Source organism: Streptomyces sp. NPDC048442, from assembly GCF_040651475.1.
Lineage (GTDB): Bacteria > Actinomycetota > Actinomycetes > Streptomycetales > Streptomycetaceae > Streptomyces.
Genome location: NZ_JBEZKB010000035.1, coordinates 1 through 14,877, shown reverse-complemented (window position 1 = coordinate 14,877; position 14,877 = coordinate 1). Strand labels below are relative to the sequence as shown.

The window sequence follows — 14,877 nt, the reverse complement described above, 5'->3', positions numbered from 1 at the left end:
TCGGGGGGCGCGGATTCGGGTGCGCCGGGGGATCCGGGTGCACCAGGGGATCCGGGTGCACCAGGGGGGCCGGGTGTGCCGGAGGGCGCGGGGGCGTCCGGGGACGCGGTGACGACCCGGATCGGGCAGACGGCGATGCTGCTCCACGCCGGTGACCGGCAGGAGGCGCGAAGCCGGTTCGGCGCGCTCTGGGAGGAGCTCGGACTGTCCGGCGACGCCCGGCACCGGTGCATGCTGGCGCACTACATGGCGGACGCCCAGGACGACCCCCGCGACGAACTGCTGTGGGACCTGCGGGCGTTGGCCGCCGCCGACGGGCGGGACGGCGGAGCGGGACGAGGTGCGGGACGGGGTGCGGGACGGGGTGCGGCACGGAGCGCGGGGGTGTCGGGGGAACTGCTCGGCTTCCATCCCACGCTCCACCTCAACCTCGCCGCCGACTACATGAAGCTCGGCCGCCCGGCGGCGGCCCGCATCCATCTGCGCCGGGCGAGGGCCCTGTGCGACACCCTCGCCGACGACGTCTACGGGGCCGGGGTCCGGGCGGCGGTCGGCCGGCTGGAGACCTGGCTCGCGGGGGAGTGAGTTCCCGTCCGGGAGAACACCCTCCCGCAACAACCTCTGTATGTCCCGCGTCAACCCCCGTACGTCTCCCGGCAGATGCGGGCCTGGGGGCTGTTCGGGCTCCAGCCTCCGTAGCCCTTGCCGAGCGCGCAGACATCGGCGGCCGACGGCGGGATCTCGGGCAGTGCGGGCAGCGAGTCCGTCTTGCGGTGCGGTGCCCGGTGGCGGGGCGGGGCCGGTTCCGGCGCGGCGTCCCGGCGGGCGGGCCGCTCGGCCCGGGGCGGCTGCGCCTGCGGGGCCTGGGGAGTCCCCTGCTTCTCGGCGGGCTTGGGCCTGGGCTCGGCCCCGGGCTCGGGCGCCCGCTCGGAAGGCGGCATGGCCGCTTCCAGCACCTCGTGGACGGGGGCCTCGATGAGCTGTTCCGGTTGCCCGCCGTTCCCGACCAGGTGGGGCAGCGGGGGGTGCTGCGGCGCGGGGGACTGCTGGTGGGCCGCGGGCGTCCCAGCCGGTCCCGAGGGGGTGGAGACGCAGCCGGAGACCGCCGACACGGCCATCCCCACCAGGAGCGTCGCTGCGGTTCTCGTCACGGTTCTTGTTCGGTGCACCCGCGCAACTCTGCTGATCACGGACCCCGTGGGGGAAGCCGGGAGCCCGATATTGCCCCGCACGAGTGAAGCACCGGTCCGCCGCTTACGCGGCAGACCCGGGCAGTCTTCCCGGCACCTACCCGCCGGTCCCGAGCATCCCGCGCAGCAACTCGCCGAATCCGGTGCGGAGTTCCTCCTCGGTCGGCACCGCTGCGTGGTACGAGCCCACGGCGCACGAGTACATCAGCCCCTCCACCCACGCGATCAGCGACAGGGCGTGCCGCTCCGGTTCCTTCGACCCGGCCGCCGTCATCATCGCCACCAGCGGCTCCCGGAACCGGGCCCGTCCCGCCGCGTCGTAGAACTCCCGCAGCTCCGGCCGCCGGGTGGCTTCCAGGCCCAGCTCGTAGCGGGCCACGAGCATGTCGCGGTGTTCGGTCAGATGCCGGTGCAGCACGCCCGCGAGCATGCCGAGCAGGTCCTCGACACTCGGGCCGGGGCCGGGGCCTGCGCCGGTCAGTGCGTCGATCCCGAGCGCCCGCGCCTCCAGTACGGCAAGGCGCTGCACCGCGGTCTCCAGGAGGGCCTGCCGGGTGCGCGCGTAGTTGGAGGTCGAGCCCTGCGGCAGCCCGGCCGTCTCGTCCACGGCCCGGTGGGTGAGCCCGCGCATACCCCGTTCGACCAGGAGTTTCAGGGCCGCGTCGGCGATCAGTTCCGAGCGGGGGGCAGCGGGTCCGGGGGCTGCGGCGGGGGAGGGAGTGCGTGCGGTCATGAGGGCCAATCTACCGCGCTAACTACATCTGTAGTAGCCTGGCATGTCACTACAGATGTAGTTTCCGAGGAGGGGTTCCCATGTCCCAACAGGCTCAGCACCGCGCGGTCGTCGTCGGAAGCGGAATCGGAGGCCTCACTGCCGCCCTCGCCCTGCACCGGCGCGGCTGGCAGGTCACGGTCCTGGAGCGGGCCGCCGCCCTGGAACCGGTCGGCGCCGGCATCGGCCTCGCCCCCAACGCGCTGCGCGCACTGGACGTCGTCGGCCTCGGCGACACGATCCGCGACCTCGCCGCCTGGCAGGGCGAGGGCGGCATGCGCGCCCCCAGCGGCCGCTGGCTCTCCCGTACGGACAGCTCGGCGGCCGTCGAGCGGTTCGGCGACCCCCTGGTGCTGGTCCACCGCGCCACCCTGGTCGACGTCCTCGCCGCCCCGCTGCCCGAGGGCACGATCCGTACCGGCGCGCCCGCCGAACTGGTCGACCCCGGCGTCGTGGACGGCCGGCCCGCCGTCGTCCGTACGCCCGAGGGCGACATCGAGGCCGAACTCGTCGTCGGCGCCGACGGCATCAGGTCCGGGGTGCGCGGCGCCCTCTACCCCGAGCACCCGGGCGCCGCCTACGCCGGATTCACCACCTGGCGCGTCGTCGTGCCCGCTCCGGCCGAGCCCTTCTTGCCGCACGAGACCTGGGGCCGCGGCCGGCTGTGGGGCACCCAGCCGCTCAAGGACGGCCGGATCTACGCGTACGGGGCGGCCGCCGCCCCCGCCGGGGAGCACAGCGCCGACGGCGAGAAGGCGGAACTCCTGCGCCGTTACGGCGACTGGCACCACCCCGTCCCGGAGATCATCGCCGCAGCGACCGAGGACCGGATCCTGCGCCACGACGTGCACCACATGACCACCTCCCTCCCCGCCTACCACCGGGGCCGCACCGTCCTCATCGGTGACGCCGCGCACGCCATGTGCCCCACCATGGGCCAGGGCGGCAACCAGGCCATCGAGGACGGCATCGTCCTCGCCCACCACGCCGCACCCGGCGCCGGCCTCGGCCCCGCCCTCGCCGCCTACAGCGCCGACCGGCTGCCGCGCACCATGGGCATCGTCGACAAGTCCGCGAAGATCGCGAAGCTGATGATGCTGAGCAGCACCCCCGCCGTGGCGCTCAGGGACGGCGTCATGACGCTGGCCCGCTTCGGCCCCGGTCTCGCCCTGCGCACCTTCGACGGGATCGCCGACTGGCGGCCGCCGCAGCGCACGTATGCTGCCCGGACACCCGTTCACCAGGCACAACAGGCACAACAGGCATAGAGCTACAGAGGGAGACCCCCGTGAAGGTCGGCGTCATCGGGCTCGGAGACATCGCGCAGAAGGCGTACCTGCCGGTCTTCGCCACCCTGCCGGAGACCGAGTTGCACCTCCAGACCCGCACGCCCGCCAACCTGGCACGGGTCGCGGCGGCCCACCGGATCCCGGCCGAGCGGACCCACACCACGCTCGACGGCCTCCTGTCCCAGGGCCTGGACGCCGCGTTCGTGCACGCGTCGACGACCGCCCACCCCGAGATCGTCACGCGGCTGATCGAGGCGGGCGTCCCCACGTACGTCGACAAGCCCCTCGCGTACGAACTGGCCGACTCCGTACGGCTGGTGGAGCTCGCCGAGGAGCGCGGGGTCAGCCTCGCCGTCGGCTTCAACCGACGCCTGGCGCCCGGCTACGCGCAGTGCGTCGAGCACCCGCGCGAGCTGATCCTGATGCAGAAGAACCGGGTCGGCCTGCCCGAGGACCCGCGCACCCTCGTCCTCGACGACTTCATCCACGTCGTCGACACGCTGCGCTTCCTCGCACCCGGCGAGATCAACCACGTCGATGTGCGCGCCCGCATCGTCGACGGGCTGATGCACCACGTCGTCCTCCAGCTCTCCGGCGAAGGATTCACCGCGATCGGCACCATGAACCGGCTCTCGGGCTCCACCGAGGAGATCCTCGAAGTGTCGGGACAGGACACCAAGCGGCAGGTCGTCAACCTCGCCGAGGTCATCGACCACAAGGGCCAGCCGAGCGTCCGCCGCCGCGGCGACTGGGTGCCGGTCGCCCGCCAGCGCGGCATCGAGCAGGTCGTCACCGGCTTCCTCGACGCCGTACGAGCGGGGAAGGTGCTCGACGCGCGGGACGCGCTGGCGACCCATGAGCTGTGCGAGCGGGTGGTACGGACGGCCCTGGAGCAGGCTTCCTGAGGCTGCGCACCCCCTCCGCCGCGAGCAGCAGGGCCAGTACGGCCATCGCCAGGTGGACGGCCCAGTCGCCGTACTTCGCGTACGGAGTGAGGCCGTGCGCCAGCGGTACGTCGTACACGGCGGCGGCGCTCTCCTCGGTGCCCAGCGGGGCGCCGAGCCGGGCGCCGTCGGGCCCGTACACGCTGCTCACCCCTGTGAGGGTGGCGTGCACCATGGGCCGGCCGGTCTCGGCGGCCCGCAGCGCGGCCAGCGAGGCGTGCTGCGCGGGCGCCCAGCTCTCCTGGAACGTCGAGGTCGCGGACTGTGCGATCAGCAACTGGGCCCCGTCCCTGACCAGATGGCGGCTCATGTCGGGGAACGCGGACTCGAAGCACACCAGCGGGCCGAGCCGCAGCCCGTTCGGCAGCGGCATCACCACCGGGCCGCCGCCGCGCATCCGGTCCTCGCCCGCCGCCTTGCCGACCGAGGTCGCCCAGCCGAGCAGGGCGCGGGCCGGAACGTACTCACCGAACGGCACCAGCCGCATCTTGTCGTAGCGCGCCCCCGTCGGCCCCTGTGGCCCCACGAGCACCGACGATTTGAAGATGCCGGGCCGGTCGGAGCGCCTGGCATCCACATTGACGAGAACGTCCGCGCCGACGAGGCGGGACAGCGCGGCGATCCGCGCGGCCACGTCCGGGCGGGCCAGCAGGTCCTCACCCACACTGCTCTCGCCCCACACCACCAGGTCGACGCGCTGCCCGGCCAGCGTCCGCGTCAGCTGCTCGCCGCGCGCGAGCCGCTGCTCGGTACTGCCGATGCCGTCGAAGACCCCGGGCTGTACGACGGCGATGCGCGCGGTGTGCTCGGGCTCGGGGCGCGGCGCCCACAGCCACGCCGCCCCGGCCGACAGGGCGACGGCGAGAGCGGCGGAGACGGCCGCGACACGTGCGTACGGCAGCGTCAGCAGCACCACGACGGCGGTGTTCACCGCGACGACCAGCAGACTCACCAGCCACACCCCGCCCAGCGAGGCCAGCCGCAGCGCGGCGGTGACGTCCCACTGCGAGGAGCCGAGCAGACCCCAGGGGCCGCCCAACCCCTCCCAGGAACGGGCGAGTTCGACCATCAGCCAGCTGGAAGGCAGCACGGCCACGGCGGCGAGTGCCCGGGGCACGGTCGGACGGCCGCCGAGCATGACCCGTACCAGCCACCCCCACGGCACCCACAGCAGACCCAGCAGCGCGGCCAGCACGACGATGAACACATGCAGACTCGGCATCAGCCAGTGGTGCACCGCCAGGACGAATCCGAGCCCGCCCAGCCACCCGTCCAGCGCGGCCCGCCGCCCGGTCGGCGCGGAGCGGACGAGCAGCATCCACGGCACCAGGGCGACATACGCGAACCACCACAGGCCGGGCGCGGGAAAGACGAACACGGGCAGCGCACCGGCCAGGACCGCGGCGCCGCCACGCCCCCACGCCGAGTCGAGCAGCCGCCCCGGCCCACCGGCCGGCACCCAGTGCCTCGGCATCCCGCGCCTCCTCACCACCGGAGTGATGCTCCCAGTGTGGGGGAGGGGCGGGGCGGGGGACAGTGGGCGTCGGCCCGGGGGCAGGTCCTGGGGTAGCCCGGGGCGGGCGTGGCCGGTCCTGGTCCCGGGGGGGGGCTTGGCCGGTCCTGGTCTCCGGGGGCCTAGTAGTGCTTCGTTAGGTCTTTGCATTGACGCTGATCAAGAGCATGTTGAAGGGTGTGGATGCACATGAAGTGAACCGATTACGGGCTGCGTTAGCGATGTTTGTGGCGGATGTATTCGCCTCGGTGCCGCGGAAGGATCAGCGGCGGTGGGGCGACTGTTATCTGCGGGGTCTGATGCTGGACGGGCGCCGGAAGTCGATCCAGCCGATGGCCGAGCGGTTGCCGGACGGGAACATGCAGGCTCTGCAGCAGTTCGTGAACCAGTCGCCGTGGGAATGGGAGCCGGTTCGCCGGCGGATCGCCGAACGATTCTGCGGGGTGATCACTCCTGAGGTGTGGGTGGTCGACGACGTGTCGTTCCCCAAGTGCGGGACCGCGTCGGCGGGAGTGGCCCGCCAGTACTGCGGGGCACTGGGCAAACGGGCGAACTGCCAGGTCGCGGTTAGCGTGCACGCGGCCACCGACACGGCATCGTGTCCGTTGGAGTGGGAACTGTTCCTGCCCGAGGAATGGGCATCGGACCACGATCGCCGTCGACGGGCCGGGGTGCCCGACGAGGTCGGTCACGTGTCCAAGATGCGTCTGGCGCTGGGTCTGCTGGACCAACTGGCCGCACACGGCCTGGCAGTTCCGGTGATCGTGGCCGATGCCGGCTACGGCCGCAGTGTCTCCTTCCGGATCGCTCTGGAGGAACGCGGCTGGTCCTACGTCATGGCGGTCGATCCCAAAGAGGTCGCCCGGCCCGCCGGTGCCAGACCGCATCAGCCCGCCTACAGCGGGCTGGGACCACCCACCCTGCCCCGCTGTCGCGAGGCTCCGCTGTCGTTGCGCACGTTCATCACGTCCGACATCTCCTTTGAGGAGGTCACCTGGCGTCAGGGCAGCAAGGGGACGATGACCTCGCGTTTCGCCGTGCTCGAGGTGAGGCCCTCGGGCAAGGAAGCCAGCCGCACCAGCCAGGAACAGGCCGGCGGCCGCGGCAGCTGGGACGGGGCGCTGCCGTCGCGGACCCTGCTCGTCGAACAGCCCTGGGACGCCGCTGAACCGACCGGCTACTGGATGAGTAACCTGCCTGCCACCACGGCAGTCGCGGACCTGGTGCGGTGGGCGAAAATGCGCTGGCGCATCGAACACGACTACCGCGAACTCAAACACGGCCTGGGCCTGGACCACTTCGAGGGCCGCACCTGGCGCGGCTGGCACCACCACGTCACCCTCGTCACCGCCGCCCAGGCCTTCCTCACCCTGCGCAGGCTCGACCCAAAAGTCCAGGCATCGGCCCGAGCCTCTACCAGACCCTCGATGCACTCCAAGACCTGCTGAGGTGCTGGACCGGCACCTGCACGACCTGCGGCCGCCCCCTCAAAACCAGCAGAACCAGACCAAGAACCTAACGAAGCGCTACTAGGGCCTGTCCGGCGGATCTTGCCGCGGTCGCGTGCCCTGGCACGCACATCTGCGGCGTTGTCGTCAATCGACGACGCTCCGCGTCGCCTCAATCCTCCGCCTTGCAGCTGCACGCACCATGCCCCGCTCAGCGGTAGTGAAAGGGCAAGGTCACTCCCATGCGGCCTGATCCGCCGGACAGGCCCTAGTCCCGGCCGGTGTGCCGCCACTTCTCGTGCACGGTCACCCGGCGCACCCGCCAGGACCCGTCGTCGGAGCGCACCAGACCGAAGGTGTAGCGGCCGCCGGTGATGAAGTTCGGGGGCCCGGCGGCGCCGTTCGTCCCGCCCGCGCTCTCCAGCCGCATCGGATTGAGGTAGTCCGCCTGGAGCTCGGCGCTGTCACCCGTGTCCCCGTTGAGGTCTTCGAGCTCCAGCCGCCGGTTGACGATCAGGTGCTGGCGTACGGGGAACAGCAGCAGCATCTCGGCGAGCCACCCGGCGACCTCGCGCGCCGGGCCCTCGATGCCGCCCGCCGAGCGGTAGTCGGCGCGGCCGTCCGGGGTGAACAGATCCTGGTACGCCGTCCAGTCGGCGTCGTCGACGGCCACGGCGTACCCGGTGATCACCGCATCGATGGCCAGCCGGTCCATTACGGTCGCGAGCTCCACACGCTGGGTCATCGGCTCAGTCTCAAGCAGTGGGAGCGTGCCGCCAAGGGCCCGTGGGGCCCGAGTGTTCGCCGTGCGACCGGACCAGGTCTCTCCTACGATCGGCCAGAACGTCTCATTCCGCATTCAACCGGTCACTGTCCTCATTCAACCGGTCACTGTCCTACCGGTCACTCGGTCACTCGTGAGGTGCACATATGGGTATGCGTCGTACGACCTCCGTCCTGCTGGCGACCGCCGTCGCTTCGGCCGCCCTGGTCACCGGATGCGGCGACGAGGAGAAGACCGACCCGATGCGCGGCCGGCAGTGGGCGCTGGACGCGATCAAACTGCCCGACGCCTGGGGGACGTCGAACGGCGACAAGACGGTCATCGCGGTCGTCGACACGGGCGTGGACCGGACACACCCCGACCTCAAGGACCGGCTCGTCGACGGTCACGACTTCGTCGACAACGACGACGACCCCACCGACCAGAACGGCCACGGCACCCATGTCTCCGGCATCGCCGCCGCCGCGACCGACAACGGCATCGGCATCGCGGGCGGCGCCCCCGGCGCGAAGATCATGCCGGTACGGGTACTGGGCGCGGACGGCAGCGGCAGCAACGCCAACATCACCAAGGGCATCGTCTGGGCCGCCCACCACGGCGCCGACGTCATCAACCTCTCACTCGGCGAGTCCGGTCTGATGGCCCGCCTGCTCAAGGGCGGCGTCCTCAACCAGGCGATCGCGGCGGCCCACGCGAAGGGCGCGGTCGTCGTCGCGGCGGCCGGCAACGACGGCACGGCCCTCCAGCCGTACAGACCGAAGACCCCGGTCCTGGTGGTCGGCGCGAGCGGCCCGGCGAACAAGCCGGCGGACTTCTCCAACTTCGGTGCCCAGGACGCCGTGAGCGCACCGGGCGTGAAGATCCTCTCGACGCTGCCGACGTACAGGACGAAGGAGACGGAGAAGAACACGTCGGGGTACGGGACGCTGGACGGGACGTCGATGGCCGCGCCGTACGTGTCGGCAGTCGCAGCACTCCTGCACTCGCAGGGGCGGACCCCGGACCAGGTGATGAAGGCGATCCGGAGCACGGCCAGGAACCCGGAGAAGCTGCCGAAGCTGGGACTGGGCATTGTGGACGCGGGGGCGGCGGTGTCCAGCCCGTCCGGCGGTTGAGGACGCGCGGCGGCAGCCGTGCACCGGGCGCGGCCCGACACGCCGGCCCCCACCGGCGCGAGCTGTGCTGCCCAGCCGCACCTGTGCCCGCTGCCGCCCCTCAGCTCCCCGCCGACTCCCCGGCATGCGGGCTCAGCGCGTCGGTTCCGACCAGGACGAACAGCAGGATGCCGAGCGCGATCCGGTAGTACACGAACGGCATGAAGCTCCGTGACGAGATGAAACGCATGAACCATGCGATGACCGCATACCCCACCCCGAAGGCAATCAGCGTGGCGAAGACCGTCGGCCCCCACGACACATGCCCCTCGTTCACGTCCTTCAGCTCGTACGCACCCGAAGCCAGCACCGCCGGAATCGCCAGCAGGAACGAGTACCGCGCCGCCGACTCCCGCGTGTAGCCCATCAGGAGGCCGCCGCTGATGGTCGCGCCGGAGCGGGAGACGCCCGGGATCAGGGCCATCGCCTGGCAGAAGCCGTAGATCAGACCGTCCTTGACCCCGAGGTCCTTCAGGGTCTTTCGGTGGTTGCCCGCCTGGTGGCGGCCCGAGCCCGCGTTCGCCTCCGCGCGCGCCGCCAGCCGGTCCGCGATGCCGAGCACGACACCCATCACGATCAGCGTGGTGGCGATCAGCCGCAGATCGCGGAACGGCCCCTCGATCTGCTCCTTGAGCGTGATCCCGAGAACGCCGATCGGGATCGATCCGACAATCACCAGCCAGCCCAGCTGCGCGTCGTGGTCACCGCGCATCGACTTGTCCCGCAGCGAGCGGAACCACGCGGAGAGGATCGTCGCGATGTCCTTGCGGAAGTAGATGAGGACCGCGGCCTCGGTGCCGATCTGAGTGATCGCGGTGAACGCGGCCCCCGGGTCCTGCCACCCCGCGAAGGCGGCCGTCAGGCGCAGATGGGCGCTCGATGAGACGGGCAGGAACTCGGTCAGGCCCTGGACCAGACCGAGGACGAATGATTCGAACCAGCTCATATGGGGTGGCGCCGTCCAGGGTGTGCGCGCAGCGCTGCGCCGCGCGGAGGGTGGGGTGAGTGGTGCGCAGCGTACCGGTGGGAGGTGGCCGGGAGGTGTTCAGCGAACGACGGGCGTGGCTCGGCGCCGCGCCCAGAAATTCACTTGTTCGAGAGGGGGAACACGGAGGCCTTCACCAGAGAGGGCGCCTTCACGAGAGAGGGTGCCTTCACGAGGGAGGGCGTCTTCACCAACGAGTGCACCCGCGCCCCCTCCGCCTCAGAACCGGTCTCCTGCCCCGCCGAGCGACCGATCGAGTGGCGCTTGCACCACGCCACCACCACACCGGCGATGCTCGTCACCACGATGAAGCCCGCCGAGATCAGGAACGCCGGGGACGTCGGCGACTTCGCCTCGCTGCCCGCTATGACGTACGCCAGGGTGTTGGGGATCGAGCCGAGCCCGGTCGCCGACAGGAACGACAGGTACCGCATCCGCGACACCGCCGCGCAGTAGTTCGCCGCCGCGAAAGGCACCCCGGGGAACAGCCGGATCGCCAGCATCGACCGGAAGCCGTGCCTGCTCAGCACCCCGTCGGCCGCCAGCAGCACCCGCCCCCGCAGCATCGGCCGCAGCGCGTCCTGGCCGAGGAGGCGGCCGAGCGCGAAGGAGATGCCGCCGCCCAGCACCGTGCCGCCGATCGACGTGGTGAGGCCCAGGACGGTGCCGAACAGCGCGCCCGCCGCCAGGTTGAGGATCGGCCGCGGCACGAACGCCACCGTGCACAGCCCGTACGCCACCCCGAACAGCCCCGCGGCCGTGAGCCCGTCCAGCTGTGGCGGCCAGCCGTCGGCCAGCATCTTCTGCGGTTCGTACAGCAGGACCGCCGTGGCAGCCGACGCCAGCACGACCGCGAGCAGGGCGAGCCGGGACCAGGGCGACATCAGTGCCCTGGCGCAGCGCACCGTGCGCGGTGTTTCCGTGCGGGCGGCCGTGGCCCGGGTGGCTTGGTCGAACATCCCGGGAGAGTAACTGACATGTGTGTGTGATCGCCGTAATGTGCACCGCATGACCCGCTCGACCCGGACGGCCGACAGCGGCACCTCCAGCGCTCTCGCCGACACCGTCCTGGCGCGGCTCACCACCGTGTACCCCACGGGAGCAGACCCCGTACGGGCCGGACAGGCCGCCGCGTACATGAAACACATCGCCCCCTTCCTCGGCATCCCTACTCCCGAGCGCCGCGCTCTCTCCCGCCGTGTGCTCGACGGCACACCGCGCCCCACCGGGGCGGACTGCTCGGCGATCGCGCTGCGCTGCTGGGCGCTGGCGGAACGCGAGTACCACTACTTCGCCGTCGACTACCTGCGCCGGTACGCCGGACGTCTCTCCTCCGGCTTCCTGCCGGTGGCCCGGCAGCTGATCACCACTGTCCCCTGGTGGGACACCGTCGACTTGCTCGCCGCACATGTCGTCGGGCCGCTGGTCGCCGCCGACCCGGAGCTGAGACCCGTCATGGACGAGTGGATCGGCGACGACGACCTGTGGATCGCGCGCACGGCTCTCCTCCACCAGCTCCGGTACAAGGACGCCACCGACGCCGACCGGCTCTTCGCGTACTGCCTGCGCCAGGCCGCTCACCCCGACTTCTTCGTACGCAAGGCCATCGGCTGGTGCCTGCGCGAGTACGCGAAGACCGATCCGGCGGCCGTACGGGACTTCGTCGCCGCGCACCGGGACGTGCTGTCGCCGCTGTCCGCGCGCGAGGCCCTCAAGAACCTCTGAGCCGGACGAACAACCGGACAACTCCGCTGCCTGCACGGGTTCCTGCGCCCCGCAGAAAATGATTCGACCGTGACGAGCCCGCAGGGCAGGATCAAGCACATGTTCCGGTACGCCTTCCTCGCAGCGCAGTCCGCAGTCGCGGACGCGCCGAAGGCTGCCGTCACCGAACTCTTCGCCGAACTTCTCACCGCGGCATGCGTCGCGGTCCCCGCAGCAACTGCTGCCGCAGCGCCCCTCGACGGCGCCCGAAGCTGACCCTCCTCGGATCGCGTCCGACGGACCCCGCAGGGGGAGGGTCGGCCGGACCAGGGGGTCTGAAACACGCTTCGCAGCACTCTGCAGAGGAACGAGTCAGTCATGCCCAAGACGGCATACGTCCGCACCAAGCCGCACCTCAACATCGGCACCATGGGTCACGTCGACCACGGCAAGACCACCCTGACCGCCGCCATCACCAAGGTCCTCGCCGACCGCGGGACCGGCACCTTCGTACCCTTCGACCGGATCGACCGGGCACCGGAGGAGGCCGAGCGCGGCATCACCATCAACATCAGCCACGTCGAGTACGAGACCGACACCCGCCACTACGCCCACGTCGACATGCCCGGACATGCCGACTACGTCAAGAACATGGTCACCGGAGCCGCCCAGCTCGACGGGGCGATCCTCGTCGTCTCCGCGCTCGACGGCATCATGCCGCAGACCGCCGAGCACGTCCTGCTCGCCCGACAAGTCGGCGTCGACCACATCGTCGTCGCCCTCAACAAGGCCGACGCCGTCGCCGACGGTGAGGACGCAGAGCTGGCCGACCTGGTCGAGCTGGAGGTCCGCGAGCTGCTCTCCGCCCACGGCTACGGCGGCGACGCGGCCCCCGTGGTCCGCGTCTCCGGCCTCAAGGCCCTGGCCGGCGACCCACGCTGGACCAGCTCCATCGAGGCACTGCTCGACGCCGTCGACACGTACGTACCGATGCCCGAGCGGTACGTCGACGCACCGTTCCTGCTGCCGGTGGAGAACGTACTCACCATCACGGGTCGCGGGACCGTCGTCACCGGGGCGATCGAGCGCGGCACGGTGCGGGTCGGTGACCGGGTGGAGGTACTGGGCGCGGACATCGAGACCGTGGTCACCAGTCTGGAGACCTTCGGGAAGCCGATGGACTCGGCCGAGGCCGGCGACAACGTCGCTCTGCTCCTGCGCGGAGTGCCCCGCGACGCGGTGCGCCGCGGCCATGTCGTGGCGCAGCCCGCCAGCATCGTGCCCGCGCGTCGCTTCGCCGCGCAGGTGTACGTCCTCTCGACGAAGGAAGGCGGACGATCGACGCCGATCGCCTCCGGATACCGGCCGCAGTTCTACATCCGCACCGCGGACGTGGTCGGCGACCTGGACCTCGGCGAGGCCGCCGTAGCCCGGCCCGGCGACACCGTCACCATGACGGTCGAGCTCGGCCGTGACGTGCCCCTCGAAGCGGGTCTGGGCTTCGCGATCCGCGAGGGCGGGCGCACCGTCGGTGCGGGCACCGTGACTGAGGTCCTCGACCAGGGGCGGACGGTAGGGCCCTGAGCCGCCTGATACCGGGCCGGTGCCTGGTCAGCGTGCTTGCAGTACGCACAGTACGCACGCAGACCAGGCACCGGCCGTCAGCCACGTGCGCGGCCCGGCTGCACCCTCAACGGCATCATGCACCGCCGGTTCTGCCCTGGCTGGTCCCAGCCTGCCCCCTTCCCGACCGGCGCGCTGATGCTCTCTTCGTCGAGTGCTTGGGCGTCAGGACGGTGTAGGGGTGAGCGACTCGGTGGCCTCCCAGACGAACCCGTCAGGGTCGGTGAGGGTGCCCGCGCTGCTGCAGAGGACGATGCGGTGCGAGCCGGTGCCCTCGGCGGAGACGCCAAGGTCCTTGGCAAGGGCACGGCGCTTGTACAGCGCCAACTTGACGCGGCTGGACCGACCGGGGGCGAACTCGGCGTACTTGCCGCCGAAGCTCTTGGCCACGGTCAGGCCCCGGCCGACGTAGAACTGTTTGCTCGCCTTCACGTCCTCGACGCCGAGCAGCAGAACGACCTCGTCGATCTCGCGGGTGGCGGGGCCGCTGACCTTCTTCGCCGAGGTCGCGATCTTCCAGATCGTTCCGTCCGGGGCCTGGACGACGCCGCCGTAGCCCCACATCGACTTCGCAGCGGGCTTCAGCACTGTGGCGCCGGCGTCCACGGCGGCGCCGACGAAGCTGTCGACAGTGGCCGGCCCGGACACCGTGAGCGCCAGGGTGAAACCGCGGAAGCCGGTGGAGTGCACTTCGGACGCGCGCAGACGTACGTACGCGACCACGCCGAAGGCGCTGTAGAAGTGGCCGACGGCCTCGGGGTCGGCCACTTCAAGGGTGACGGAGGCGAGGGAAGTGTGGGCTGGCTTTGCGGTCCTGCCTACCCGCTCGCCCGCGCCCGGCGCATCCTCAACCCGGCAGGGTTCGATTACCTCACCGTCGAGCACGCGGAAATCTATGTCAGCGGGAGTAGACATTGGCCGGTGGTGTGGTTATGGTTTCTCTCGTAGCCCAGAGAGACAGCAGGGCCCGGCAGAGACGAACTGGCGGGCAGCAGTACACGCAGTCGCAGTATGCAGTGCGGTGCGGTGGTGGAGTTTCGAAGCCAGAGCGGTTGCAGGACGGTGACGGGACTGGCGACCGGACTGGGTGGCCCGCAGTGATCAGGGGCCGCCGTGAGCAGTACCGCAGTGTCCGCAGTGGCAGTACCCAGCAGTGAAGTCAGGTGAGCAGCACCTCGGTGAAGGCGTCGGCTGCGGGCGCGCGCACCGGGAGGTTCGGCAGTGGGGTTCCAAGCCAGAGCAGACGCAGGAAGGGCGACGGGGCTGGCTGCCGGAGAGTGGCGCTTGGTCAGGTCACCCGCAGTACGAAGAAGGCAGTTCGTGCAGAGGGAAGGAACGGAGGAGCGCAGGCGCCATCAGGATCGCCCGGGTTGAACGCTGAACCCGGGTACCGCAGGACATCGATAGTGAGGTGGTCTCCGGTCAAGCAACCGCGATCCCCGCATCCCCGACAGCATCCAGGTCGGGTCGG

At 71.0% G+C, this 14,877-nt stretch carries 15 protein-coding genes; 8 read left to right on the top strand and 7 right to left on the bottom strand.

Going from position 1 to position 14,877, the window contains the following annotated elements; genetic code table 11:
• Positions 1-75: 75 nt before the first annotated feature.
• Positions 76-585 carry a hypothetical protein gene (locus tag AB0D18_RS35565; RefSeq protein ID WP_362428441.1) on the top strand — a complete coding sequence of 170 codons (510 nt, stop codon included), beginning with the start codon at positions 76-78 and terminating at the stop codon, positions 583-585.
• 50 nt (positions 586-635) lie between these two features.
• On the opposite strand, the gene AB0D18_RS35560 is transcribed toward AB0D18_RS35565, so the two are convergent.
• Positions 636-1,151 (bottom strand): hypothetical protein, encoded by a 516-nt coding sequence (locus tag AB0D18_RS35560; RefSeq protein ID WP_362428438.1) that lies wholly within the window; start codon positions 1,149-1,151, stop codon positions 636-638.
• 136 nt (positions 1,152-1,287) lie between these two features.
• On the bottom strand, positions 1,288-1,923 hold the full coding sequence (locus tag AB0D18_RS35555; RefSeq protein WP_362428435.1) for a TetR/AcrR family transcriptional regulator: 636 nt from the start codon (positions 1,921-1,923) through the stop codon (positions 1,288-1,290).
• An 80-nt stretch (positions 1,924-2,003) separates the two neighbouring features.
• Here AB0D18_RS35555 and AB0D18_RS35550 point away from each other — a divergent pair, with 80 nt between their 5' ends.
• Positions 2,004-3,230: an FAD-dependent monooxygenase gene (locus AB0D18_RS35550; RefSeq protein WP_362428433.1), complete on the top strand. Its 1,227-nt coding sequence runs from the start codon at positions 2,004-2,006 to the stop codon at positions 3,228-3,230.
• 20 nt (positions 3,231-3,250) lie between these two features.
• On the top strand, positions 3,251-4,156 hold the full coding sequence (locus tag AB0D18_RS35545) for a Gfo/Idh/MocA family oxidoreductase (RefSeq protein WP_362428430.1): 906 nt from the start codon (positions 3,251-3,253) through the stop codon (positions 4,154-4,156).
• On the opposite strand, the gene lnt is transcribed toward AB0D18_RS35545, so the two are convergent.
• Positions 4,041-5,669, bottom strand: coding sequence for an apolipoprotein N-acyltransferase (lnt, locus tag AB0D18_RS35540; RefSeq protein ID WP_362428428.1), 1,629 nt, complete (start codon positions 5,667-5,669; stop codon positions 4,041-4,043). The genes AB0D18_RS35545 and lnt overlap by 116 nt on opposite strands.
• Before the next feature lie 218 nt (positions 5,670-5,887).
• On the opposite strand from lnt, the gene AB0D18_RS35535 reads away from it, so the two are divergent.
• Complete coding sequence (locus AB0D18_RS35535) at positions 5,888-7,156, top strand: IS701 family transposase (protein WP_362428609.1); 1,269 nt, start codon at positions 5,888-5,890, stop codon at positions 7,154-7,156.
• A 268-nt stretch (positions 7,157-7,424) separates the two neighbouring features.
• Here AB0D18_RS35535 and AB0D18_RS35530 read toward each other — a convergent pair whose 3' ends face one another.
• Positions 7,425-7,901 (bottom strand): nuclear transport factor 2 family protein, encoded by a 477-nt coding sequence (locus AB0D18_RS35530; RefSeq protein WP_362428425.1) that lies wholly within the window; start codon positions 7,899-7,901, stop codon positions 7,425-7,427.
• A gap of 191 nt (positions 7,902-8,092) precedes the next feature.
• Here AB0D18_RS35530 and AB0D18_RS35525 point away from each other — a divergent pair, with 191 nt between their 5' ends.
• Positions 8,093-9,055: a S8 family serine peptidase gene (locus AB0D18_RS35525; RefSeq protein WP_362428422.1), complete on the top strand. Its 963-nt coding sequence runs from the start codon at positions 8,093-8,095 to the stop codon at positions 9,053-9,055.
• 100 nt (positions 9,056-9,155) lie between these two features.
• On the opposite strand, the gene AB0D18_RS35520 is transcribed toward AB0D18_RS35525, so the two are convergent.
• A complete protein-coding gene (locus tag AB0D18_RS35520) occupies positions 9,156-10,040 on the bottom strand; it encodes an undecaprenyl-diphosphate phosphatase (protein WP_362428419.1) in 885 nt (294 codons plus the stop codon).
• A 140-nt stretch (positions 10,041-10,180) separates the two neighbouring features.
• Positions 10,181-11,038, bottom strand: coding sequence for a TVP38/TMEM64 family protein (locus AB0D18_RS35515; protein WP_362428416.1), 858 nt, complete (start codon positions 11,036-11,038; stop codon positions 10,181-10,183).
• Positions 11,039-11,087: 49 nt separating this feature from the next.
• On the opposite strand from AB0D18_RS35515, the gene AB0D18_RS35510 reads away from it, so the two are divergent.
• The 3 genes from AB0D18_RS35510 (at position 11,088) to tuf (ending at position 13,367) form a co-directional block, all read left to right on the top strand.
• Positions 11,088-11,804, top strand: coding sequence for a DNA alkylation repair protein (locus tag AB0D18_RS35510; RefSeq protein WP_362428413.1), 717 nt, complete (start codon positions 11,088-11,090; stop codon positions 11,802-11,804).
• A gap of 69 nt (positions 11,805-11,873) precedes the next feature.
• Positions 11,874-12,059 (top strand): hypothetical protein, encoded by a 186-nt coding sequence (locus AB0D18_RS35505; protein ID WP_362428410.1) that lies wholly within the window; start codon positions 11,874-11,876, stop codon positions 12,057-12,059.
• A gap of 102 nt (positions 12,060-12,161) precedes the next feature.
• Positions 12,162-13,367, top strand: coding sequence for an elongation factor Tu (gene tuf / locus AB0D18_RS35500; protein WP_362428407.1), 1,206 nt, complete (start codon positions 12,162-12,164; stop codon positions 13,365-13,367).
• 204 nt (positions 13,368-13,571) lie between these two features.
• Here tuf and AB0D18_RS35495 read toward each other — a convergent pair whose 3' ends face one another.
• On the bottom strand, positions 13,572-14,174 hold the full coding sequence (locus tag AB0D18_RS35495) for a glyoxalase (RefSeq protein WP_362428404.1): 603 nt from the start codon (positions 14,172-14,174) through the stop codon (positions 13,572-13,574).
• Positions 14,175-14,877 lie beyond the last annotated feature (703 nt).

Coding starts and splice junctions, on each gene's coding strand:
- AB0D18_RS35510 (WP_362428413.1), top strand. CDS start 11,088: ATGACCCGCTCGACCCGGACGGCCGACAGCGGCACCTCCAGCGCTCTC.
- AB0D18_RS35525 (WP_362428422.1), top strand. CDS start 8,093: ATGCGTCGTACGACCTCCGTCCTGCTGGCGACCGCCGTCGCTTCGGCC.
- AB0D18_RS35550 (WP_362428433.1), top strand. CDS start 2,004: ATGTCCCAACAGGCTCAGCACCGCGCGGTCGTCGTCGGAAGCGGAATC.
- AB0D18_RS35515 (WP_362428416.1), bottom strand. CDS start 11,038: ATGTTCGACCAAGCCACCCGGGCCACGGCCGCCCGCACGGAAACACCG.
- tuf (WP_362428407.1), top strand. CDS start 12,162: ATGCCCAAGACGGCATACGTCCGCACCAAGCCGCACCTCAACATCGGC.
- lnt (WP_362428428.1), bottom strand. CDS start 5,669: ATGCCGAGGCACTGGGTGCCGGCCGGTGGGCCGGGGCGGCTGCTCGAC.
- AB0D18_RS35520 (WP_362428419.1), bottom strand. CDS start 10,040: ATGAGCTGGTTCGAATCATTCGTCCTCGGTCTGGTCCAGGGCCTGACC.
- AB0D18_RS35530 (WP_362428425.1), bottom strand. CDS start 7,901: ATGACCCAGCGTGTGGAGCTCGCGACCGTAATGGACCGGCTGGCCATC.
- AB0D18_RS35555 (WP_362428435.1), bottom strand. CDS start 1,923: ATGACCGCACGCACTCCCTCCCCCGCCGCAGCCCCCGGACCCGCTGCC.